Origin of the sequence: Bacillus cereus group sp. N24, assembly GCF_016483345.1 — a bacterium.
GTDB lineage: Bacteria > Bacillota > Bacilli > Bacillales > Bacillaceae_G > Bacillus_A > Bacillus_A toyonensis.
In genome coordinates this window covers 47,847-70,029 of the sequence record NZ_JAEHCA010000008.1, presented here as the reverse complement: position 1 = coordinate 70,029, position 22,183 = coordinate 47,847, and the positions used below count along the sequence as shown (strand labels likewise).

Genomic DNA, 22,183 nt, shown 5'->3' with positions numbered 1-22,183 from the left:
ATGAGTTTGAGGTGTGAAAATGTAATTCGTTTAGCAGGGAATGGAGAAAAAAAACGGATCCATTTGCGGTGATAGTAACATTTTTCACTCTCTTTTGGTCACTGATATTGGCATTCGTTATTTACAATCTTTTTTGCAGAACGAAAGAATAAATAAAGCTTGGATTTCTCCTAGCGCTAAATAGAGCGTATTGGATATTGATGAGTTCGCAAATTCGCTTACAAAAAAGAGCAACGTATACAAGTGCTCTTTGTAAGAAATGCCCTATGAGTGATATATATTATGTTAATATATTCTAGTTTTATTAGGGTCTCTTTATTTAAGAGATATGAATCAAGAAAAAATTTATCCTGCTATTTGTGGGCAGTAAAACTCCCACCTCAAAATTTGATTGGAGCAAAAAAGTTAGGTGGAAGCCATGCTGTCTGTAAACACCTGATGAGTGATAGCTAATAATAAGTGGGGGCTGAATCCCCCACTTATTAAAGTTTCACTTTATTTAAACCGAAAAATGTGTACCATAACGGCGCTTAGTTTTAAAGAATACTGTTATTAGTTTAATTTGAAAATGGTTAATTCTATGGCGTTTATACCATCATCACAGGTTATAATATTGTTGCTTCCAATATTTGTTAGACTGATTGTTGAATTGGCTGGAACTGACAAAATCAATTGACCAGTAAGTTGATTACAAGTTATACTCACTGGAGCTAAAATTAAAATACCAAAACTTCCCTGAGCATTTGGTATTGGATTATTATTTAAGAGTATAGAAATGCCAGCCGCGTAAGGAAATGAAGTAATCAAACTCGAATCAATTGAAGCAATGAAAGACACTTGATAAATACCAGCTTGTGTGATGCTAATTGTAGTAGGGTTTAATAAAGAAACTCCCCCTGCAATTGGTCCACTCTGGTTAAAAGAAAAAAGTCCTCCAATAGGAATGTTAATAAAGTCTGATTGCCAAAAATTACCGAAAGCGAATGAAATTGTCCCAGTGGGACCAGTAGAGCCAGTGGGACCAGTAGAGCCAGTGGGACCAGTAGAGCCAGTGGGACCAGTAGAGCCAGTGGGACCAGTGGGACCAGTGGGACCAGTAGGACCAGTAGGACCAGTGGAACCAGTAGGTCCAGTTGCTCCGGTAGAACCAGTAGATTGAGTAGATCCAGCAGGTCCAGTAGGTCCAGTTGTTCCGGTAGGACCAGTAGGGAGTTGAAAGGGTTGTATAGGTGGGAGGGTAGGTCCAATTAAATCCGGATTAAATGCAGCAGAAGATAGAAACTCATCCATTTTGTTATCACCTCTGAATAATTTGTATACTAATATTAAATGCAAGAGAGAGAGAAATGAAATGGACAAGTGATTGTATGTTATTCATTTAACAAAACCTTTATTTAATAGAGTTTAGATAATATATCTAGGAACCTTGAACATGCGAAAAGGAATATTAGTTTTTAGATACAACCATTGCTTACAGTGATTTTTTGTATCACAACATCATTAAGAATAGCATCAAATATATCTTTTTGCGTGAAGTTATCTGTAAAAATAGTTTCTCTAGAAACTTCAATTGTATCGTGAGGATTGTACCATTTTCGTAATGAATCCTCTCCAAACTCAATTCGTTTTTCTCTTGTATTATGGCGTCTAATCGTTTCCTCTAATGATAAATCGAAGTAGTATATATACGCGTTTCCATCAAAGTGGTGTATTAATTCTTTCAGCATATCACCGTATCTACGACTGTTTAAAATACCTTCTAAAATAACAAATTCACATTTTCCTTTTCCGTATTTTGTAATTTCGAATAGTAAATCATGAGATAAGTTACCCATTGTGTCGTGTACTTTTAGCATATCTCTACGCACGACATCTTGTGAGACTAATAGTGTACCTTGCCCGAAATGTTCTTGCAGTTCCTTTGCGATTGTTGTTTTGCCACTTGCGGAGTTTCCCCGAAGGATAATTAAAGTTGATTTTTGTATAGGATTAGACATCATATATTTCCCCCAACATCTTTGAATGTATAGAAAATTTTAACAAATAAAGTGAGGAAAGTGTATAATCAATATGATAGAAATAAAAAAGGTGAGAGCTAGATGGAAGATACATTAAATAAAGTGCAGCCGATTTGGAATTGAATTTGGTTTCGGTATTTAGGGGCATTTTTAATTGTACAATTCATTTTTATTATTTGTGATGTTACTGAATGGAAACCAAACTTTAGACTAGGCGGAGAGTTTTTTAATAGAATTTTACATTCTCAATTTTTCACGGAATGGTTCACACCATTTAAAATCTCGCAATTGAATGTATTTACAATATTTTTTGCGATAACATTACTACCATATGCACTAGTAGGTGCAAGTAAAGATGTAATAGTAAAGAAAAATATACAGGAACAATAGAGGTGTCACATGCTTTTTCAAAAAGGAGATTTATTGGTTAGGTACGTAATAGAAGATGACGCACCTATCATGTCTAAATGGTTAACAGACCCAGAAGTTTTGCAGTATTACGAAGGACGCGATAATCCGCAATCTGTAGAAATGGTGCTTACTCATTTTATACATAATCCAAACAGCCATGAAAAAAGATGTTTAATAGAATTTGATGAAGTGCCGATCGGATACATTCAAATGTACCAAGTTGATTCTGAATGGAAAGTGTTATATGGATATGAAGAATCGCAAAATATATGGGGGATGGATCAATTTATCGGAGAACCGACCTTTTGGGGAAAGGGAATCGGAACAAAACTCGTTCAAGCAGCGATTACATATATTGTAGAGAACGTGGGGGCGGAAGCAATCGCAATGGATCCAAAAGTAAATAATGAACGTGCGATAAAGTGTTATGAAAAATGCGGATTTAAAAAAGTGAAGATTTTAAAGGAACATGAACTGCATGAGGGGAAATTAGAAGATTGTTGGATGATGGAATATAAACAACTATAGTGAATATCCAATGGCTTATACAAACAAAGGGGATGAGCGAAATGAAAAAAGCATTAATAGTAATTGATGTACAAGCAGGTATGTATACAGCAGGAATACCAGTACATAATGGGGAAAAGTTTTTAGAAACATTGCAAGAACTCATTGGGGAATGTCGCTCAAATGATATTCCGGTTATGTATGTCCAACATAACGGGCCAAAAGATCACCCGTTAGAAAAAGGGACAGATGGCTGGGAGGTGCATGCGGCAATTGCACCAAAAGAGGGTGATAGTATCGTTGAAAAGACGACGCCAGATTCATTCCATAAAACAAACTTAAACGAAGTGTTACAAGAAAAAGGAATTGAACATGTTATTATTTCAGGCATGCAAACAGAGTACTGTGTGGATACGACAACGCGCAGAGCATGTAGTGAAGGGTATAAAGTAACGTTAGTAAGTGATGCACATAGTACATTTGATACAGATGTGTTACGTGCTGAAGATATTGTGAAGCATCATAACGTAGTGTTTGGAGTGTTTGCTGATGTTGTGACGTTAAAAGATTTGAAAGTGGCTGCCTCTAAATAAGAGGCAGTTTTTTATTTGAAGATAACATATCAAATATTGTTGGTAAGTCTATATAATTTCATGTACCGAAATGATAGTACAGAAAAAGGAGCCCACATGATTAAAAAGGGAGCTCCTTCATCAAGATGTTACTTCTTCTTATCTTTATCCAATACATTCTGTTCTTCAGCAAACTCCGTACCATATGCAAATCGGCGATTAATATGAATATTATCGTTGTGATGTCTTGTGTGTGAGTTAGAGAAGCGATGTACAATTACTTCTGATAATGTGAAGACAATCGCTGAAAGGATACTTCCCCATGCAATTTGCATGTAGTTGTCTAATAAAATATTACCGAAAATCCAAACGCTTAAATACGCTAATAAGAAATCTGTCATAATGGCACCAGTATTGCCAATGCGATTTAAAATAATTTTATCAACGAACATATAAGATACGATTGTCACAAAAAGACTGAATGAAATAATTTGGACGAACGTTGCAGGGAAAAATAAAGCTAGTCCGATACTAAATGCGATAATGCACGATATGAATTTGATAAGTACTACAGTAAAACCATTCAATAGTTACACCTCCGATTTATACATAGTTTTGCAATAAACTCAGGAGTTCATACATTGTAACTAATATATTTAAATAAAACTTTTTCATGTTCGAATTTATGTCTAAATATTAAAAAAAATAACAAAAAAATGTTATAGTAAAATGAGAGTATATGACATTTTTAGGTAAGGGGTGAATCCAAATGTGGATTACTTCAGAAGTAGAAATTCCAGATGAGCTAATCGATCATCTTGAACAAGGAAAGTTAGTATTGTTTGTTGGAGCGGGAGTTTCTATGAAAGGGAAATCAAACTTACCGAATTTTGATGATTTAGTTGATGAAATTGCAAAAACTTTATATGTCGAAAAGCGTGAAATAACAGAACCTCATGATTATTATCTTGGTAAAATTGCGAAAACAAAAGATGTACATCAAGTTGCAAAAGACCTAGTTCATATAGAAACGTCAAAACCAAATCCGCTTCATTTTGCAATTCCGAGGTTGTTTCCTTTAGATACAGAAGTTCGCATTGTAACGACGAATTTTGATCGACATTTTACAACTGCGATGAACGAAATGAATAGAGAATTAAATGTTTATTATGCACCTGCTTTACCTACAGGTAGAGCGTTTAAAGGGCTTGCTTACATACATGGAAATATAGAACAAGAAAAGGAAGCTTTAATTTTAACAGATGGTGATTTTGGAAGGGCTTACTTAACGGAAGGATGGGCGAGAAGATTTTTAGTTGATTTATTCTCCAATTACACCGTTTTATTCGTTGGGTATAGCCATAATGACCCAGTAATGAAATATTTAGCAACTGGTTTACCACCAAGTACAAGGCGCTATGCATTTGTCGCACAAGGAGAAAATACGTATCACTGGGAACATTTAGGGATAAGGCCGATTGTGTATCCGAATAAATCAAATAATCACCAGTCCCTCGTCAAAGCGGTAAAACGCTGGGCGGAATTAATGGGGGATAATTATATTACAAAAAGAATGCGTATTCGTGACATTGTAACAGTGCCACCATCAGTAGAGCAGGAACAATTATCCTACATAAAACAGTCCATTAAAAAAATTGAAACTGTTCGATATTTTGTTGAATTTGCCCGAGATTATGAATGGGTGGAATGGCTTGAAGCAGAGGGGAAATTACGAAATTTATTTTTGCTTACGTCAACCTATGATGAAGTAGATGAATTGCTTGCAGAATGGTTGGTGGAACAATTTCTTTTTAGTCATCAGAAAGAATTATTTCAATTGATTTTTAAAAATCATTCTAAAATATCCCCGTTATTATGGAGAACAATTTGTAGCTATTTAAACGAAACGAAGATCAAGATGGACCCGTTGTTGTTTGCAAGATGGACACTCCTTTTATTAGAAACAGCTGAAAAAGATAGTAAAACTATAGAAAAAATCTCTTACTTACTACAAAAATGTTCTTTTCCTGAGCATAAAGAAATTGCTTTATTGTTACTAACGTTTATTTTGGACGGAAAACTTAAGTTGAAGCGTGAAAGAAAGTTAGGAAATGATACGCAAGAATCCATTGAACTCGAGGAATCGAGTCGGTTACCGGTGTCTACATTTTCTCATGTGGAGCAAATTTGGAATGCGAAGATGAGACCGCATATTTCTTATTACGCAGTTCCCATTTTGATGATGGGATTAGAGAAGATGCGAATGTTGTCATTAAGACAAACGGCACTGAAAAAAAGAAATAAGGAAAATGTAGAAAAAGAGTTTCATCAAAATGACCTTGCATTTTTAATTCAAATTGTAAAAGAGTGTCTAATCTATTTATGTGAAAACAATGAGAAAAAAGCGAATTATTATATTACAGAAATGATAGAAGCAAATAGTTTGCTTCAAAAGCGAATTGCAATTGATGCGATGAATAAAAATTTATTTGTTAGCGTAGATGATAAAATGAAATGGTTGTTACAGGAAGGGCTTCTTTTAGATGTCACATATAAACATGAGGTGTTTCAACTTTTAAAAAATCATTACGCACATTCTTTAGAAAAAACAAAGGAAGAAGTCATTCAAACTGCAATGAAGCACCTTGCAGAGGAGAGGGCATTTGATGTTTGTTTAGTCTTAGATTTATTATTCACTTGTGATTCAAATAGTCCATCAACAGCACAAGGATACGAGCTAATGAAACAGAAACATCCGCATTTTCATTCTGATCTATACAGTGTACCTAAAAAAAAGGCTATCGAACAAAGTATTACTTGTAATGTAACTGCCGATGGATTACTGCAGCTGAAAGACAATGAAATCATGAACCAAATTCGGCAATTTTCGAAGGACGGTGTTTTTGAACAACGGCATTTTTTAGAGATGTTATCAAAGGCATGTAAATTGAATACAGAGTGGAGTATTTCATTTGCATACCAATTAGTAGGCATGCATGAAATAAGTAACGAAGTGTGGTTTGTTTGTATTAGAGAGTGGCGAAATAACCGGAGACTGACAAATGAGCAAATCCAAAAAATTATTCCGCTGTTACAGAAATTTGTTAGAAACACTGCGTTTCATTGGTTAATTAGTAGTTTTCTATATGAGATTAGTAATCGATTAGAAGAGTTAGAGGAGAATAGTATACGGTTTGTAAAACGTTTTGCTTTTTCGGTATTTCCTCAAGTTATGAAAAGCGATACAGATTTTAAGATTGGAAAACAAGACTTTTATAATGAATCGATTCAGCATCCTGTTGGAAAAATGACAGCTGTATTATTAAAACTGTTATCATATGATCATTTATACGATCGCAATGTGTATGAATATTTATTTTTATTTGAAGAACAAGTAAGAGTAAGTTCTGAACGGACAAACTTTATGTTTGCGCGTTTAATAGCAGATATTACATTTTTATATCATATTGAGAAACAATGGTGCCGAAAATATTTGTTACCTTACTTAGAATTAAAGAAAGAAAATGAGATTACGAAATATGCTTGGGCAGGTCTATGTTATACGCAAATAAATTTACCTTTATTTACTGAAATGAAGAGGTTTATTAAGTATGCAGTAGAGCATTTAGAAGTTTTACACCCGCATACGAGGGAAGCTTTCTTGAAGTGGCTTAGTTTTGTATTTATAAAATGTGTGCTGTATTGGGAACAAAAAACAGATTGGCTATATCCGTTGCTTATACGAGAAAATGAAGAGAATAAAATTAAATTTATGCAACATTTATGCTATTACGTTAAAACATTAAGTGTAAAAGAACAACAAAAATTTTGGACAGCTTGGCTCAGTATATTTTTACGAGAACGACCAAAAATGGGTGAGATAACAACGAGAGAATATGTAATGATTTTACGTATTATTTTATACATGGATGAGATTTTAGAAAAAGGATTACGTATTATGTCGCGTACATTTATAGATGTAAATGGAGAATGTGCAGGGGAGGAAATGAAACAGTTATTTATTGAAATGTTTGAAAAGAAAGAGAGTATGAAAGCGTATAAAGAAATGTATGCAAATGTGTTTTTCACTTTACTGCAAACACGTCAGGAAGCTGATTTTCTTGAAAATGAAATCATACAAATAAAAAAACGATTAGCCCAGTTTGGAATAGAAAAACACGTATTAAACTTAATAGAAAATGAGATGATTCGCATCGGAATTGTAATGGGGAATTTACAAGAAGAAATATAGGACGAAAGTGGAATTTTAAAAAATATATAAAAAACATATTGACAGTGTTTTGAAAAGCGTTCTATAATACGAATCATACTTATTCAATTTCAAAAACATTTGAATAAACAAAGTGCAATGAAGAGATCACAGTAGTGGTTAGTCTTACTGTAACAGAGAGCTGGTGGTTGGTGTGAACCAGTACAGGGATAATCATGAATTACAGTCTTGGAGCATCTTTTTCGTAGTAAAGATAGGATTGTCTTTATGAAGAAAGAGCGGTCAATTGATCGTTAACAGTGAAGAGAGGTAGACGGAAAGTTAGTCTACAACTAGGGTGGTACCGCGATAAATATCGTCCCTACTGATTTATTCAGTAGGGACTTTTTGTATTTTAGTGGTCCAACTTGAAAATAAAATAGTCATGCATTGAAAGGAAAAGCAGTAGTTGTTGTTTCCCTGTAACAGAGAGCTGGTGGTTGGTGCGAACCAGTACAAAAACAAGAGCGAATTACAGTCCTGGAGCATCTTTTTCGTAGTAAAGATAGTATTGTCTTTATGAAGGGAAAGACGGTCACATTGACCGTTAACAAGGAAGAGAGGTAGACGAAAGAAGTCTACAACTAGGGTGGTACCGCGATAAATATCGTCCCTACTGATTGGATCAGTAGGGCTTTTTTGTACAAAAAAAGTGGTTTTCAGCTAGTAGATAGTGTCTTTGTGGTAATTATTAGTTTAAGATAAGAAGAGGTATCGATTCCACTTTAAATTTGTATAATTAACCAGTTCAGAAAATAGAGAATTTTTCATTCTCTTACTATACTTTTAAAACATTAGAGGAGGATTTCCAAATGGCAAATCATGAATTAGATCAATTACGTAAACAGGTAGATGAAATTAACTTACAACTATTACACCTTTTAAACAAACGTGGTGAAATCGTTCAAAAAATCGGGGAGCAAAAGCAAGTACAAGGTACGAAACGCTTTGATCCAGTACGTGAGCGTGAAGTACTTGATATGATCGCAGAGCATAACGAAGGACCATTCGAAACGTCAACAGTTCAACATATTTTCAAAACAATCTTCAAAGCTAGCTTGGAATTACAAGAAGATGATAACCGTAAGGCGTTATTAGTATCACGTAAAAAGAAACAAGAAAATACAATCGTTAATGTAAAAGGTGAATTGATTGGGGACGGAACACAAACGTTCATCATGGGGCCTTGTGCAGTAGAAAGCTTAGAGCAAGTTCGCCAAGTAGGGCAAGCTATGAAAGACCAAGGCTTAAAATTAATGCGCGGTGGTGCTTTCAAACCGAGAACATCTCCATATGATTTCCAAGGTTTAGGAGTAGAAGGGTTACAAATTTTACGCCAAGTAGCAGATGAGTTCGACTTAGCGATTATTAGTGAAATTTTAAATCCGAACGATGTTGAAATGGCATTAGAATACGTTGATGTAATTCAAGTTGGCGCACGTAACATGCAAAACTTCGATTTACTACGAGCTGTAGGTAAAGTTAATAAGCCAGTATTACTAAAACGTGGATTAGCAGCAACAATTGATGAGTTCATTAATGCAGCAGAATACATTATTGCGCAAGGTAATGACCAAATTATTCTTTGTGAGCGCGGTATCCGCACATACGAAAGAGCAACACGTAACACATTAGACATTTCTGCAGTACCGATTTTAAAGAAAGAAACACATTTACCAGTTATCGTTGACGTAACACATTCAACTGGACGTAGAGATTTATTATTACCAACAGCGAAAGCGGCACTTGCTATTGGAGCGGATGCAGTAATGGCTGAAGTTCATCCAGATCCAGCAGTTGCATTATCAGATTCTGCACAACAAATGGACATTCCAGAATTCCATAGATTCATGGATGAGTTAAAAGGTTTCAAAAATAAATTATCTTAATTCCATATCATATATGCGCTGAAGAGGAAACAGTAGTGCTTATCTCACTGTTAAAGAGAGCTGATGGTCGGTGTGAATCAGTACAAAGATAAGCATGAATTACAGCCTTGGAGCATCTTTCCCGATAACTTTTGGAGGGTAAGACGGTCAAACGATCGTTAAAGAAGAAGAGAGGTAGACGATAGTTGTCTACAACTAGGGTGGTACCGCGATAAATATCGTCCCTACTGAGCGCTCAGTAGGGACTTTTTTGTACAAAAAAATAGTAAAGGGGCAAGAGAAATGAGATACATTACAGCTGGAGAATCACATGGTCCGCAGTTAACAGTTATTTTAGAAGGTGTACCGGCAGGTTTAACATTAACAGCGGAACATATTAATAAGGAATTATTAAGAAGACAAAAAGGACATGGGCGCGGAAGACGCATGCAAATTGAAACAGATACAGTTGAAATTGTAAGTGGTGTTCGTCACGGGATGACACTTGGCTCACCGATTACGTTAATCGTAAAAAATGATGATTTCAAACATTGGACGAAAGTAATGGGTGCAGACCCAATTTCAGAGCAAGAAAGTAAAGAAATGAAACGCACAATTACAAAACCACGTCCAGGACATGCAGATTTAAACGGAGCTATTAAATACGGTCATCGTGATATAAGAAACGTATTAGAGCGCTCATCTGCAAGAGAAACGACAGTTCGTGTAGCTGCTGGAGCAGTTGCGAAACAAATTTTGAAAGAGTTAGGTGTGGAAATTGCAGGGCATGTGCTTGAAATTGGTGGGGTGCAAGCGAAGCATATTTCCAACTTATCAATTGAAGAGATTCAAACGATAACTGAAAATTCACCTGTTCGATGTTTAGATAAAGAAGTAGAACAAGAGATGATGGATGCGATCGATAATGCAAAAAGTAGTGGAGATTCAATCGGTGGTATTGTCGAAGTCATTGCAGAAGGTATGCCAATTGGTGTTGGTAGTTACGTTCATTACGATCGTAAATTAGATGCAAAACTCGCTGGTGCTATTATGAGTATTAATGCATTTAAAGGTGCTGAAATTGGTGTTGGTTTTGAAGCGGCAAGACAGCCAGGAAGTAAAGTGCACGATGAAATCCTTTGGGATGAAGGAAAAGGGTACACGAGAAAAACGAATAATGCCGGCGGTTTAGAAGGTGGTATGACAACGGGAATGCCGATTGTTGTAAGAGGTGTTATGAAGCCGATTCCTACATTATACAAACCGTTAGCAAGCGTCGATATTGATACGAAAGAAGCATTCCAAGCGAGTATTGAAAGATCTGATAGTTGCGCAGTACCAGCAGCAGGTGTAGTAGCTGAATCTGTTGTGGCATGGGAACTTGCAGATGCACTAGTCGAACAATTCGGAAAAGATCGTATGGATTTAATTCAGCAAAACATTACGCAACATAACAAATACGCAAAAGAATTTTAATAAAAAGGTGGTTTTAACATGCAAGTAAAAGATCAGCTATCATCATTACAACCATATAAACCAGGTAAATCACCTGAACAAATGAAAGAAGTATACGGAGATCATTCATTTGTGAAATTAGCATCAAATGAAAATCCATTCGGCTGCTCACCACGTGTTTTAGATGAGTTGCAAAAATCGTGGTTGGAACATGCCTTATATCCTGACGGAGGTGCTATAGCGCTTCGTCAAATAATTGCAGATAAGTTACATGTTCAAATGGAACAAATACTTTGCGGTAGTGGTTTAGATGAGGTCATTCAAATAATAAGTCGCGCCGTACTTCGAGCAGGAGATAACATCGTAACGGCTGGTGCAACATTCCCACAGTACCGTCATCATGCAATTATTGAAGGTTGTGAAGTGAAAGAAGTTGCTTTAAATAACGGTGTATACGACTTAGATGAAATTTCGTCAGTAGTTGATAACAATACGAAAATCGTTTGGCTTTGTAATCCGAACAATCCGACAGGCACATATGTGAATGAGCAAAAATTGACTCAGTTCATTGAAAGCATTAGTGAAAATACGTTAATTGTCATTGATGAAGCGTACTATGAATACGTAACAGCAAAAGATTTCCCTGAGACATTACCGCTTTTAGAAAAACATAACAACATTCTTGTACTTAGAACGTTTTCTAAAGCTTATGGATTAGCCTCTTTCCGCGTTGGTTATGCGATTGGACAGGAAGAGTTAATCGAGAAATTAAATGTCGTACGTTTGCCATTTAACGTATCTTCATTAGCGCAAAAAGCAGCAACGATTGCTTTTAACGATGAAGCGTTTATTGAAGAAATTGTACGTGTTAATACAGAGGGAATACAACAATACGAAAGTTTTTGTAAGGAAAACGAAATTCCATTTTATCCGTCACAAACAAACTTCATCTTCTTACCGGTAGAGAATGGTGGAGAGATTTATGAAGCTTGTGCACACGCAGGGTTTATTATTCGTCCGTTCCCGAATGGTGTCCGTATTACAGTCGGCACAAGGGAGCAAAATGAAGGAGTGATTTCAGTGTTAAAACAACACTTTGAAAATAAGAAAAATAAGTCTCGAGATGAGGCAAATGTGTAAAAAGGTAGTATTAATTGGAACAGGCTTAATAGGAGGTTCTCTTGCATTAGCAATTAAGAAAGAGCACGATGTAACGATAACAGGTTATGACATATTTCAAGAGCAAGTAGAGCGTGCGAAAGAATTACACGTAGTAGATGAAGTAGCAGTAGATTTACAGCGTGCATGTGAAGAGGCACATTTAATTGTTTTTGCTTCTCCAGTTGAAGAAACGAAGAAGTTATTACACAAATTAGCGTCATTTCGTTTACGAGAAGATGTGATAGTGACCGATGTTGGTAGTACAAAAGGAACAATTATGAACGAAGCGGAAGCTTTATTTTCAAAGGAAATTTCTTTCATTGGTGGACATCCGATGGCAGGTTCTCATAAAACTGGGGTTGAAAGTGCAAAAGCACATTTATTTGAAAATGCATTTTACATTTTAACACCGATGAACCATGTGCCAAATGAACAAGTGGAAGAACTAAAAGGTTGGTTAAAGGGAACGGGGTCTCATTTTCTCGTTTTAAATACAGAAGAGCATGATTATGTAACAGGGATCGTTAGTCATTTTCCGCATCTTATCGCAGCAGGGTTAGTCAAGCAAGTGGAGAAACATGCAGGAGATAATCCGCTCATTCATCAGCTAGCTGCTGGCGGATTTAAAGACATTACACGCATTGCATCTAGTAGCCCGAAAATGTGGAGTGATATTGTAAAGCAAAATCGTGAGCATTTAATGGTATTATTAAAAGAGTGGATCTCTGAAATGGAAGAATTATATGATACTGTTTCTACTGGAGATGCAGGCGAGATTCAAAACTATTTTGCAGATGCGAAAGAATACCGTGATTCTTTACCAGTACGAAAAAGAGGGGCAATTCCTGCCTATCACGACTTATACGTCGATGTTTTAGATAAAGTAGGGGCATTGGCTCATATTACGAGTATTTTGGCGCGTGAAGAAATTAGTATTACGAACTTGCAAATATTAGAAGCGCGAGAAGGATTGCTTGGCGTATTACGCATTAGCTTCCAAAGAGAAGAAGATCGTATGAAAGCGAAACTAGCGCTTGGAGAAGAAGAATACCAAACTTATGAAACAATTTAAATGAGAAGGTGAAAACGTGAAAGAAAGAACGATACAACCTATAAATAGCGGATTGAACGGCAACATTACAATTCCAGGTGATAAGTCCATTTCACATCGTGCTGTTATGTTCGGCGCAATTGCAGAAGGAAAAACGACAATTAAAGGTTTCTTGCCCGGTGCAGACTGTTTAAGTACGATTTCGTGCTTTAAGGAAATGGGAGTAGAAATCACGCAAAATGGTGATGAAGTAACTGTAGTCGGAAAAGGAATTGAAGGCTTACAAGAACCGAAAGCTGTATTAGATGTTGGTAATTCTGGTACAACGATACGATTAATGTCAGGAATATTAGCAAATACACCATTTTTCTCTTGCGTACAAGGTGATGCGTCTATCGCAAAAAGACCGATGAAACGTGTTACAAATCCATTAAAACAAATGGGCGCAAAAATTGATGGCCGAGAAGAAGGAACGTTTACGCCGCTCACAATACGTGGCGGAGGTTTAAAAGCAATTGAGTATATTTCTCCTGTTGCAAGTGCACAAGTAAAGTCAGCTATTTTACTTGCAGGTCTTCGGGCAGAAGGTGTAACAGCTGTTACAGAACCACATATTTCGCGTGATCACACGGAAAGAATGCTTGAAGCATTCGGTGTTAACGTAACTCGTGAGGGAAAAACAGTGAAACTTGCAGGTGGACAGAAGTTAACAGCGACAGACGTTCAAGTACCAGGTGACGTATCATCAGCAGCATTTTTCTTAGTAGCGGGAGCAATTATTCCAAATAGTAAACTAGTATTACAAAATGTAGGAATGAACCCAACTCGTACAGGTATTATTGATGTTTTAGAGAAAATGGGTGCTACATTTACTGTAGAGCCGATTAACGAAGGCGCATCAGAACCAGCTGCAAACATTACGATTGAAACATCTTCATTAAAAGGAATTGAAATTGGTGGGGATATTATTCCAAGACTAATCGATGAAATTCCAGTTATCGCTTTAGCGGCAACACAAGCAGAAGGTATTACAGTTATTAAAGATGCACACGAGTTAAAAGTAAAAGAAACGAACCGTATTGATACAGTCGTTGCGGAGTTAACGAAACTAGGAGCTCGCATAGAAGCAACTGATGATGGCATGATTATATACGGAAAATCAGCTCTAAAAGGCAGTACAGTAAATAGTTACGGTGATCACCGCATCGGAATGATGCTTGCGATTGCTGGCTGTCTAGCAGAGGGAAAAACAACAATTGAAGATGCAGAAGCAGTAGGCGTATCATACCCTACATTCTTTGAAGAACTTCAAAAGTTAGCAAAATAAGGTGATGAGAAGCAGATACATTATGTATCTGCTTTTTTATGTTAGGTTGTTGTAAAATCGATATTTTTTGTTGAAACGTCTGTGTAATTTCACATACCGAACTACAATAGTAAGAATTATGATACAATTCAATCAGGGAATGGAGGAGAATTATATGAATGTCATACAATTACAAGAAGATAAATTTAGAGAAGCATTACGTTTATCAGAATACGCTTTTCAATATAAAGTAAATGAGGAACGATTGCAGCAGCAAATCACTCGAATGAAAGAAAGTCATGAAATATACGGCATTATGGAAGGGGAAGACTTAGCAGCAAAACTACATCTTATTCCATTTCATATATACATAGGAAAAGAAACATTTAAAATGGGCGGCGTTGCAGGGGTAGCGACGTATCCTGAGTATAGAAGAAGTGGGAATGTAAAAGAATTACTTCAGCATTCTCTTCAAACGATGAAAAAAGATGGATATACAGTATCGATGTTACATCCATTTTCTGTTTCATTTTACCGTAAATACGGCTGGGAACTTTGTGCGAATCTTCTCGTATGTAATATGACTAAGAGCGATTTAGTTATGAAAAAACAAGTAAATGGCACTGTGAAACGTTTCAATAAAGAAAATCATCCAGAAGAAGTCGAGAAGCTATATGAAACTTTTGCAGAACGTTTTTCAGGTATGTTAGTTCGAGAGAAGAACTGGTGGTTACAAGTGGTTTATGATGATTTAGCATTAGCGATTTACTATGATGAAAATAAAACGGCAGCTGGTTACATGTTATATAAAATAGAAAACTATAAAATGACAGTAGAAGAATTTGTACCACTGCATAATGAAGCACGAAATGGTCTGTGGAACTTTATTTGCCAGCATGATTCTATGATTAAAGAACTTGAAATGACAGTAAGTGAAAACGAACCGTTGTTATATACATTGCAAGAGCCACGCGTGAAGACAGAAATAAAACCATATTTTATGGGAAGAATTGTAGATGTGGAGAAGTTCTTAAAACAATACGAGTTGAACTGGAACAATGTACAGCAAGAAGTGATCTTACATATTACAGATTCATTTGCTCAGTGGAATAACATAACAGTGAGACTTGCAAATCATGAAATAACAATTATGAAAGAAGAAACAATAGATAAAGGAATAAAGCTGGACATTAATGCGCTATCTACAATAATGCTTGGCTACAAACGTCCGTTAGAGCTAAGTAAGCTTGAATTAATTAGTGGAAGCGAAGAGGAGATACGAACATTTGAAAATGTAGTCCCGGTGCGTGAAGCGTTTATTTATGATTTCTTTTAATTGTATATTTGAAAGTGAACTGTACCAAATAAAGTTTTGATACAGTTCACTCTTATTTTGTTGTTTTTTGTCGTTAAGTCGATATATCTTGAAAATCGCTGATCAAATTTGAGTTGCGTAGATACGGGATTAAAAACACAACGGAACTGTGTAGCGCGCTTGACTTTTCATCCATCTAATTTATAATTAAAAGCGGAATGAATTTTCATTCCTGAAAATTGAGGTGAAAAAATGGCTAAAAACAAACAAGAAGACATTTTTGATGCTGCAATACAACTTTTTGCAGAGCGAGGTTATGATGGTACAACAATTCCGATGATTGCTGAAAAAGCAAAAGTAGGTGCAGGTACCATTTATCGTTATTTTGAAAATAAAGAGTCGTTAGTTAATTCTTTATTTACGAAAAGCGTTTTACAACTATCAGAATTAATAAAAACCGATTTTCCAGTCAATGCAAATATTCGTGAACAGTTTAGCCATACGTACAACCGTTTATTTGAATTTGCGAGACAAAATGCAGATGCTTTTCTTTTTACAAATTCTCACTGTGATAGTTATTTTCTCGATGAGCATAGTAATGAAATATTCGAGGACTTTATGGGTTTCTTTATGAAATTGATTGAAGATGGAATCGAAAAAGGTTTTCTTCGTCCATTACCACCAATTGCTTTAATTATCATTGTATATCAACCAATTGAAAAATTAATTAAAGTAATGGAAACAGGGCAATTAGAATATACAGAAGAATTGGTAAAAGAACTGGAAGAAAGTTGTTGGAATGCTATTAGAATCATTTGATTCTATAGCTTTATAAGGACAGGAATGAACATTCATTCCGCTAAAGGTAGTTTAATAGGGTGATAGGAATGAACGTTCATTCCAGTATGATAGTTTTAAAAGGATAGGAATGAATGTTCATTCCGAATTTAACATGAAACGCTAAAAACGGGAGATGATTGAAATGAGCAACCTAAAAAGTTGGAGAAGTTTATCTTTTCTATTATGGATCGTTATTACTATTACAATGGTCGTAACGATGCCTAATATGGATAAACTAGTGAAGGAAAAAGGGAAAATTACAATTCCTAATACAGAACAAAGCAGTATTGCTGACAAAATGATCAAAGAAATGGATAAAGAAGGGGTTGAAAAATACGAAGTTATCGCCGTATTTAATAGTGGCAATAAAGCGGCTTTAACTACTGAGCAAAAAAAGGAAATAACAAAAACAATCAACGCTTTGCAAAATGAAAAAGAGCAATTAGGAATTAAGGAAGTTGTTTCACATTTAGATAATAAAGAATTGGAGAAACAATTAGTTTCTAAAGATAATACGACTATTTTAACGCAAATATCAATAGATAAAAAGCATGGTGAAATATCAAAAGTTGCAAATAATCTTCATAAAAAAGTGCAAACGAAAGGAGTAAAAACGTACTTAACAGGAAGTGACTTAATAGCGGGTGATTTTCTTACATCCTCTCAAGAGGGAGTGAAAAAGACTGAAGTTATTTCAATCATTTTCATTCTTATAGTATTAATCATTGTATTCCGTTCACCAATTGTTCCAATTGTTTCTCTTCTTACAGTTGGTATATCGTATTTAGTTTCAATGGGTATTATTGCTCATCTTGTAGATCAATTTAATTTTCCGTTTTCTAACTTTACGCAAGTGTTTGTAGTTGTCGTACTGTTTGGAGTAGGAACAGATTACAACATTTTATTATATACGAGGTTTAAAGAAGAATTAAGTAAACAAGAAAATGCATTTTTGGCCACGAAAGAAACATTTAAATCGGCAGGTAAAACCGTTTTATATAGCGGGATAGCGGTGCTAATTGGTTTTGCATCACTTGCTTTAGCGAGTTTTAAATTATATCAATCTACTTCAGCGGTAGCAATTGGTGTTTTAGTATTACTACTCGTAATAACCACTTTAAATCCATTTTTTATGGTGCTTTTAGGAAAAGGAATGTTTTATCCAGTTAAAACATTTAAAGGTCATGAGGATAACCGTTTATGGGGATTCTTTGCTAAAAATTCAGTAGCAAGACCATTTGTTGCTTTAATCATCGTATTCGTGATATCGATTCCTTTCGTATTAAAATACTCTAATACACTGAATTACAATGATTTGTTTGAAGTGGATAATAAGTATGAATCAAAAATGGGTATTAATGTGATAGAAGAACATTTTCCACCAGGATTTTCTTCACCAAGTACGTTAGTGATTCAATCTAACAAAAAATTAGATGAAGGAACGTCTCTGCAAACTTTAGATGAATTAACTGATAAAATTTCGAAAGTTAAAGGTGTTTCAGAAGTATATGCACCGACGCGTCCAACTGGTGATAAGATAAAAGAATTATATTTAAATAAACAAGCGGGAGAACTAAATACTGGTTTAGGCGATGCCAATGGTGGCATAAAGGAAATTAATGATGGCTTAACGGATGCGAAAGATAAAATGGGTAGTAATGACTCAAATAGTCTTGCAAATATTCAAAAGTTAATTGATGGAACGAACGAAGCGAAAAATGGAGTATCAGCATTAGGAACAGCTTTAAATCAATTATCCACTGGCATAAACGAAGGTGCACAAGGAGCGCAGCAAATTGAGAGTGGGTTAACTTCAGTAAATGAAAATATAAATGTCCTATCGGGTGCAACGTCACAACTTCATGCTGGTTATGCACAGTTAGAAAAGGGTTTAAGTTCTTACGATCAATACTTCGGAAGTATTTCTCAAGCGATTGACGGTGCGAAAAAAGGATATGAACAAATTGAAGTGTTAATGACTAATTTCATTCAAACGAAACCAGAAGTAGCAAATGATCCTAATGTACAGCAAACGATAGGAATTGCGAAGGAAGCTCAAAAGCAATTAAGTGGACTTTCAAAAGAATTAAATCAATTAGCAGTGCAACATAAAGCTGCGGTGAATTCATTTAAAGAAGCGAATCAATCATTACTGAAAGTAGATAACGGCTTAAAGGAAATGAATAATGGCGTTACCAAGTTACAAAAAGGAGCTGCCGGACTAAAAACTGGATTAAACGAAGGAGCTACAGGTTCAAAACAAATTGCAAACAAATCATCTGAGCTACAATCCGGCTTAACAAAAATAAATGATGGGCAAGGGCAGCTTTTAACTGGATTGAAAGACCTGCAAGAAAAGATGTGGCAATTACAATCCGGCTTATCTAAAAGTACAGAAGGGCTTGGAAAAGTAAGTAACGGCCTAGGGGATGCTCAGAAATATTTAGGCGAGCTTAATGAGTCAAAAAGCTCTGAGAAATTTTATATTCCTAAAGAAGTGTTAGCGGGAGAAGATTTCCAAAAAGCATTGAATACGTACATGTCACATGATAGAAAGACTGCTAAAATGACAATCATTTTAGACGTAAATCCGTATTCAAAAGAAGCGATGCCAATCATTCAAGAAATTAATAAAACGATAGATGGTACGCTAAATGGTACTGAATTAAAAACGGCGAAAAAAGCGATCGGCGGGACAACAGCTAGAAATGTTGATTTAAAGGAAGTAACCGGGCAAGATTTCTTACGTACAGCTACGATTATGTTGATTGGAATTGCGATTGTATTAATCGTAATTACACGCTCATTACTAAACACAATATTTATTATTGGCTCATTACTATTAGCGTACTTTGCATCACTTGGTATAAGCGAACAAATTAGTGCACATGTATTACATGTAGATTCATTAAGCTGGAATGTTCCATTCTTTAGCTTCATTATGATTGTCGCTTTAGGAGTGGATTATAGTATTTTCGTAATGATGCGCTATAACGAGATAGAAGGGGATTCGGTAACGAAAATTGTAACTGCATCTCGTCATATAGGAGGAGTTGTATTATCAGCGGCGCTAATTTTAGGCGGGACATTTGCCGCATTAATTCCATCAGGTGTATTGACACTTATACAAGTAGCATCAGTTGTTGGCGTTGCACTATTACTATTAGCTTTAATCGTGATGCCGATATTGTTACCTGCTTTAATAGGGTTAACGAGTAAATTGAAGAGTTATAAAGAGAAAATAATAAATACGAAATAAGAAAAAACTGTAGGGAATGTTTTCTCTACAGTTTTTTCTGTATATAAAAATTAAAAATAGGAAATTAATCCAATGTATTACAGAGTGAGAATCGATAAAAACTATCCGATTTCATTGTAGAAAGGTAATCAACCGTTGCTATTCATCCAGCTTCTACTATATAATAGCTATAGTCTACAATAATTGAGTCGTAATATGCGATTTTTTAAGACAATCGGTGAGAAAACGCTGAAATAAGCGGTATTAGTAGGAGGACACAAATGATTACAGTAAGTAACGTTAGTTTGCGTTTCGCGGATCGCAAATTGTTTGAAGATGTTAACATAAAATTCACGCCAGGTAATTGCTACGGTTTAATTGGAGCAAACGGTGCTGGTAAATCAACATTTCTAAAGATTTTATCTGGAGAAATCGAACCATCAACAGGTGACATACATATTACGCCAGGTGAGCGTCTAGCAGTATTAAAACAGAATCACTTCGAATATGAAGAGTTCCCAGTATTAGAAACAGTAATTATGGGTCACACGCAACTTTATAAAGTAATGCAAGAGAAAAATGCTATTTACATGAAAGAAGACTTTAGTGATGAAGATGGTATGCGTGCTGCTGAACTTGAAGGTGAGTTCGCTGAGCTTAACGGTTGGGAAGCTGAGTCAGAAGCTGCAATCTTACTAAAAGGACTTGGTATTGGTGAAGATCTTCATGATAAGAAATTGTCAGAATTAACTGGGGCAGAGAAAGTAAAAGTATTACTTGCTCAAGCTTTATTCGGTAAACCTGACATTCTATTACTAGATGAGCCTACCAACCACTTGGACTTAAAAGCGATTCAATGGTTAGAGAACTTCTTAATGAACTTTGAAAATACAGTAATCGTTGTATCCCATGACCGTCACTTCTTAAATAAAGTTTGTACGCACATGGCTGATCTTGATTTCGGTAAAATTCAACTTTATGTTGGTAACTATGACTTCTGGTATGAGTCAAGCCAATTAGCTTTAAAATTAACACAAGATGCTAATAAGAAAAAAGAAGAGAAAGTAAAAGAGTTACAAAACTTCATTGCACGCTTTAGCTCAAACGCATCTAAAGCGAAACAAGCAACTTCTCGTAAAAAATTATTAGATAAAATTACATTAGATGATATTAGACCATCATCACGTCGTTATCCATTCGTTGGTTTCACACCTGAGCGTGAAATAGGAAATGACTTATTAACTGTTGAAGGACTTTCTAAAACAATTGATGGCGAAAAAGTGTTAGATAATGTGTACTTCACTTTAAATAAAGGTGATAAAGTTGCATTTATCGGTCGTAACGATATTGCGATGACAACATTATTTAAAATCCTTATGGGTGAAATGGAGCCAGATAGCGGTTCATTCAAATGGGGTGTTACAACATCTCAATCGTATTTCCCAAGAGATAACTCTAAATACTTTGAGAACAGTGACTTCAACTTAGTTGATTGGTTACGCCAATTCTCTCCACAAGATGAGTCAGAGAGCTTCTTACGTGGTTTCTTAGGCCGTATGTTATTCTCAGGTGAAGAAGTTAAGAAGAACGTTTCTGTATTATCTGGAGGCGAAAAAGTTCGTTGTATGCTATCTAAAATGATGTTAAGTGGTGCGAACGTAATCACACTTGACGATCCGACGAACCATTTAGACCTTGAGTCTATCACTGCATTAAACAACGGTTTAATTGCATTCAAAGGTACAATGTTATTCACATCACATGACCATCAGTTCGTACAAACAATTGCAAACCGCATTATCGAAGTAACACCAAACGGTGTAATCGATAAAGAGGCAACTTACGATGAGTACTTAGAAAATGAAGAACTTCAAAAACAAGTAGATGCAATGTATAAAGGTCAATAATATATGATGAAAACCCCCGCTCTTTGTTAGAGCGGGGGTTTTGTTAAAAAGAGATGAAGACCAAGGTACGAAATGAATAATTATTCAAATATAACATTTATGGTGGTAAGAAGTTGTAATGTTATGATTGCATAGATTTTTGACATATAGATGACATGTAATGTGTATAGAATTGAAGGAGTTAATTGTAACAGGAGAAGTGTATTTTGAGTAATAAGATTAAAATACACTATTTTTTTATGTGAAAAATGTACCAAAAATGGA

Annotated in this window: 16 protein-coding genes and 3 other annotated features; of the genes, 13 read left to right on the top strand and 3 right to left on the bottom strand. The window is 35.5% G+C overall.

All coding sequences use genetic code 11. The annotated features are described in order from the left end of the window. Positions 1-552 precede the first annotated feature (552 nt). Together JDS95_RS14160 and JDS95_RS14155 are read right to left on the bottom strand one after the other, a co-directional pair. Positions 553-1,290: an exosporium leader peptide-containing protein gene (locus JDS95_RS14160; RefSeq protein WP_199690564.1), complete on the bottom strand. Its 738-nt coding sequence runs from the start codon at positions 1,288-1,290 to the stop codon at positions 553-555. Between the two features lie 164 nt (positions 1,291-1,454). Continuing rightward, complete coding sequence (locus tag JDS95_RS14155) at positions 1,455-1,997, bottom strand: kinase (RefSeq protein WP_033660578.1); 543 nt, start codon at positions 1,995-1,997, stop codon at positions 1,455-1,457. A 144-nt stretch (positions 1,998-2,141) separates the two neighbouring features. Here JDS95_RS14155 and JDS95_RS14150 point away from each other — a divergent pair, with 144 nt between their 5' ends. The 3 genes from JDS95_RS14150 to JDS95_RS14140 are packed head-to-tail and all read left to right on the top strand — an operon-like array spanning position 2,142 to position 3,529. Then, positions 2,142-2,408, top strand: coding sequence for a YfzA family protein (locus JDS95_RS14150; RefSeq protein ID WP_097838270.1), 267 nt, complete (start codon positions 2,142-2,144; stop codon positions 2,406-2,408). Between the two features lie 9 nt (positions 2,409-2,417). Beyond that, positions 2,418-2,957, top strand: a complete 540-nt coding sequence (locus tag JDS95_RS14145; protein WP_000898792.1) for a GNAT family N-acetyltransferase — start codon at positions 2,418-2,420, stop codon at positions 2,955-2,957. Positions 2,958-2,998: 41 nt separating this feature from the next. Then, positions 2,999-3,529 (top strand): cysteine hydrolase family protein, encoded by a 531-nt coding sequence (locus JDS95_RS14140; RefSeq protein ID WP_000709521.1) that lies wholly within the window; start codon positions 2,999-3,001, stop codon positions 3,527-3,529. Between the two features lie 128 nt (positions 3,530-3,657). Here JDS95_RS14140 and JDS95_RS14135 read toward each other — a convergent pair whose 3' ends face one another. Next, positions 3,658-4,095, bottom strand: a complete 438-nt coding sequence (locus JDS95_RS14135) for a YndM family protein (RefSeq protein ID WP_001013100.1) — start codon at positions 4,093-4,095, stop codon at positions 3,658-3,660. A gap of 182 nt (positions 4,096-4,277) precedes the next feature. Between JDS95_RS14135 and JDS95_RS14130 the strand changes: the two genes are divergently transcribed. From JDS95_RS14130 to JDS95_RS14085, 10 genes are all read left to right on the top strand, one after another. After that, positions 4,278-7,760, top strand: coding sequence for a DUF4020 domain-containing protein (locus tag JDS95_RS14130; protein WP_199690562.1), 3,483 nt, complete (start codon positions 4,278-4,280; stop codon positions 7,758-7,760). A 108-nt stretch (positions 7,761-7,868) separates the two neighbouring features. Continuing rightward, positions 7,869-8,105: a binding site (T-box leader), on the top strand. Between the two features lie 54 nt (positions 8,106-8,159). Then, positions 8,160-8,396, top strand: a binding site (T-box leader). A gap of 194 nt (positions 8,397-8,590) precedes the next feature. Continuing rightward, the gene (locus JDS95_RS14125) at positions 8,591-9,667 is read left to right on the top strand and encodes a bifunctional 3-deoxy-7-phosphoheptulonate synthase/chorismate mutase (RefSeq protein ID WP_001273577.1); all 1,077 of its coding nucleotides are present in this window, start codon (positions 8,591-8,593) and stop codon (positions 9,665-9,667) included. A gap of 9 nt (positions 9,668-9,676) precedes the next feature. Then, positions 9,677-9,896: a binding site (T-box leader), on the top strand. Between the two features lie 53 nt (positions 9,897-9,949). Next, positions 9,950-11,122 carry a chorismate synthase gene (aroC, locus tag JDS95_RS14120; protein ID WP_199690560.1) on the top strand — a complete coding sequence of 391 codons (1,173 nt, stop codon included), beginning with the start codon at positions 9,950-9,952 and terminating at the stop codon, positions 11,120-11,122. Positions 11,123-11,140: 18 nt separating this feature from the next. Further along, positions 11,141-12,241 carry a histidinol-phosphate transaminase gene (gene hisC, locus JDS95_RS14115; protein ID WP_001197250.1) on the top strand — a complete coding sequence of 367 codons (1,101 nt, stop codon included), beginning with the start codon at positions 11,141-11,143 and terminating at the stop codon, positions 12,239-12,241. Next, complete coding sequence (tyrA, locus tag JDS95_RS14110; protein WP_000335164.1) at positions 12,234-13,334, top strand: prephenate dehydrogenase; 1,101 nt, start codon at positions 12,234-12,236, stop codon at positions 13,332-13,334. Before hisC ends, tyrA begins: the two co-directional genes overlap by 8 nt. Before the next feature lie 16 nt (positions 13,335-13,350). Further along, positions 13,351-14,640, top strand: a complete 1,290-nt coding sequence (gene aroA, locus JDS95_RS14105; protein ID WP_000664601.1) for a 3-phosphoshikimate 1-carboxyvinyltransferase — start codon at positions 13,351-13,353, stop codon at positions 14,638-14,640. A gap of 154 nt (positions 14,641-14,794) precedes the next feature. After that, positions 14,795-15,955, top strand: coding sequence for a GNAT family N-acetyltransferase (locus JDS95_RS14100; protein ID WP_001100937.1), 1,161 nt, complete (start codon positions 14,795-14,797; stop codon positions 15,953-15,955). Positions 15,956-16,186: 231 nt separating this feature from the next. After that, complete coding sequence (locus JDS95_RS14095; protein ID WP_001107295.1) at positions 16,187-16,753, top strand: TetR/AcrR family transcriptional regulator; 567 nt, start codon at positions 16,187-16,189, stop codon at positions 16,751-16,753. A 163-nt stretch (positions 16,754-16,916) separates the two neighbouring features. Continuing rightward, entirely contained in the window at positions 16,917-20,033 is a 3,117-nt protein-coding gene (locus JDS95_RS14090) for an MMPL family transporter (protein ID WP_242474174.1), read from the top strand. A gap of 260 nt (positions 20,034-20,293) precedes the next feature. After that, positions 20,294-21,919 carry an ABC-F family ATP-binding cassette domain-containing protein gene (locus tag JDS95_RS14085; RefSeq protein ID WP_000633859.1) on the top strand — a complete coding sequence of 542 codons (1,626 nt, stop codon included), beginning with the start codon at positions 20,294-20,296 and terminating at the stop codon, positions 21,917-21,919. The last annotated feature ends 264 nt before the right edge of the window (positions 21,920-22,183 follow it).

What these genes read in the sequence shown, in the direction of transcription:
- aroC (WP_199690560.1), top strand. Translation starts at nt 9,950, where the DNA reads ATGAGATACATTACAGCTGGAGAATCACATGGTCCGCAGTTAACAGTT.
- JDS95_RS14140 (WP_000709521.1), top strand. Translation starts at nt 2,999, where the DNA reads ATGAAAAAAGCATTAATAGTAATTGATGTACAAGCAGGTATGTATACA.
- JDS95_RS14160 (WP_199690564.1), bottom strand. Translation starts at nt 1,290, where the DNA reads ATGGATGAGTTTCTATCTTCTGCTGCATTTAATCCGGATTTAATTGGA.
- tyrA (WP_000335164.1), top strand. Translation starts at nt 12,234, where the DNA reads ATGTGTAAAAAGGTAGTATTAATTGGAACAGGCTTAATAGGAGGTTCT.
- hisC (WP_001197250.1), top strand. Translation starts at nt 11,141, where the DNA reads ATGCAAGTAAAAGATCAGCTATCATCATTACAACCATATAAACCAGGT.
- JDS95_RS14095 (WP_001107295.1), top strand. Translation starts at nt 16,187, where the DNA reads ATGGCTAAAAACAAACAAGAAGACATTTTTGATGCTGCAATACAACTT.
- JDS95_RS14125 (WP_001273577.1), top strand. Translation starts at nt 8,591, where the DNA reads ATGGCAAATCATGAATTAGATCAATTACGTAAACAGGTAGATGAAATT.
- JDS95_RS14090 (WP_242474174.1), top strand. Translation starts at nt 16,917, where the DNA reads ATGAGCAACCTAAAAAGTTGGAGAAGTTTATCTTTTCTATTATGGATC.
- JDS95_RS14145 (WP_000898792.1), top strand. Translation starts at nt 2,418, where the DNA reads ATGCTTTTTCAAAAAGGAGATTTATTGGTTAGGTACGTAATAGAAGAT.
- JDS95_RS14130 (WP_199690562.1), top strand. Translation starts at nt 4,278, where the DNA reads ATGTGGATTACTTCAGAAGTAGAAATTCCAGATGAGCTAATCGATCAT.
- JDS95_RS14085 (WP_000633859.1), top strand. Translation starts at nt 20,294, where the DNA reads ATGATTACAGTAAGTAACGTTAGTTTGCGTTTCGCGGATCGCAAATTG.
- JDS95_RS14100 (WP_001100937.1), top strand. Translation starts at nt 14,795, where the DNA reads ATGAATGTCATACAATTACAAGAAGATAAATTTAGAGAAGCATTACGT.
- JDS95_RS14155 (WP_033660578.1), bottom strand. Translation starts at nt 1,997, where the DNA reads ATGTCTAATCCTATACAAAAATCAACTTTAATTATCCTTCGGGGAAAC.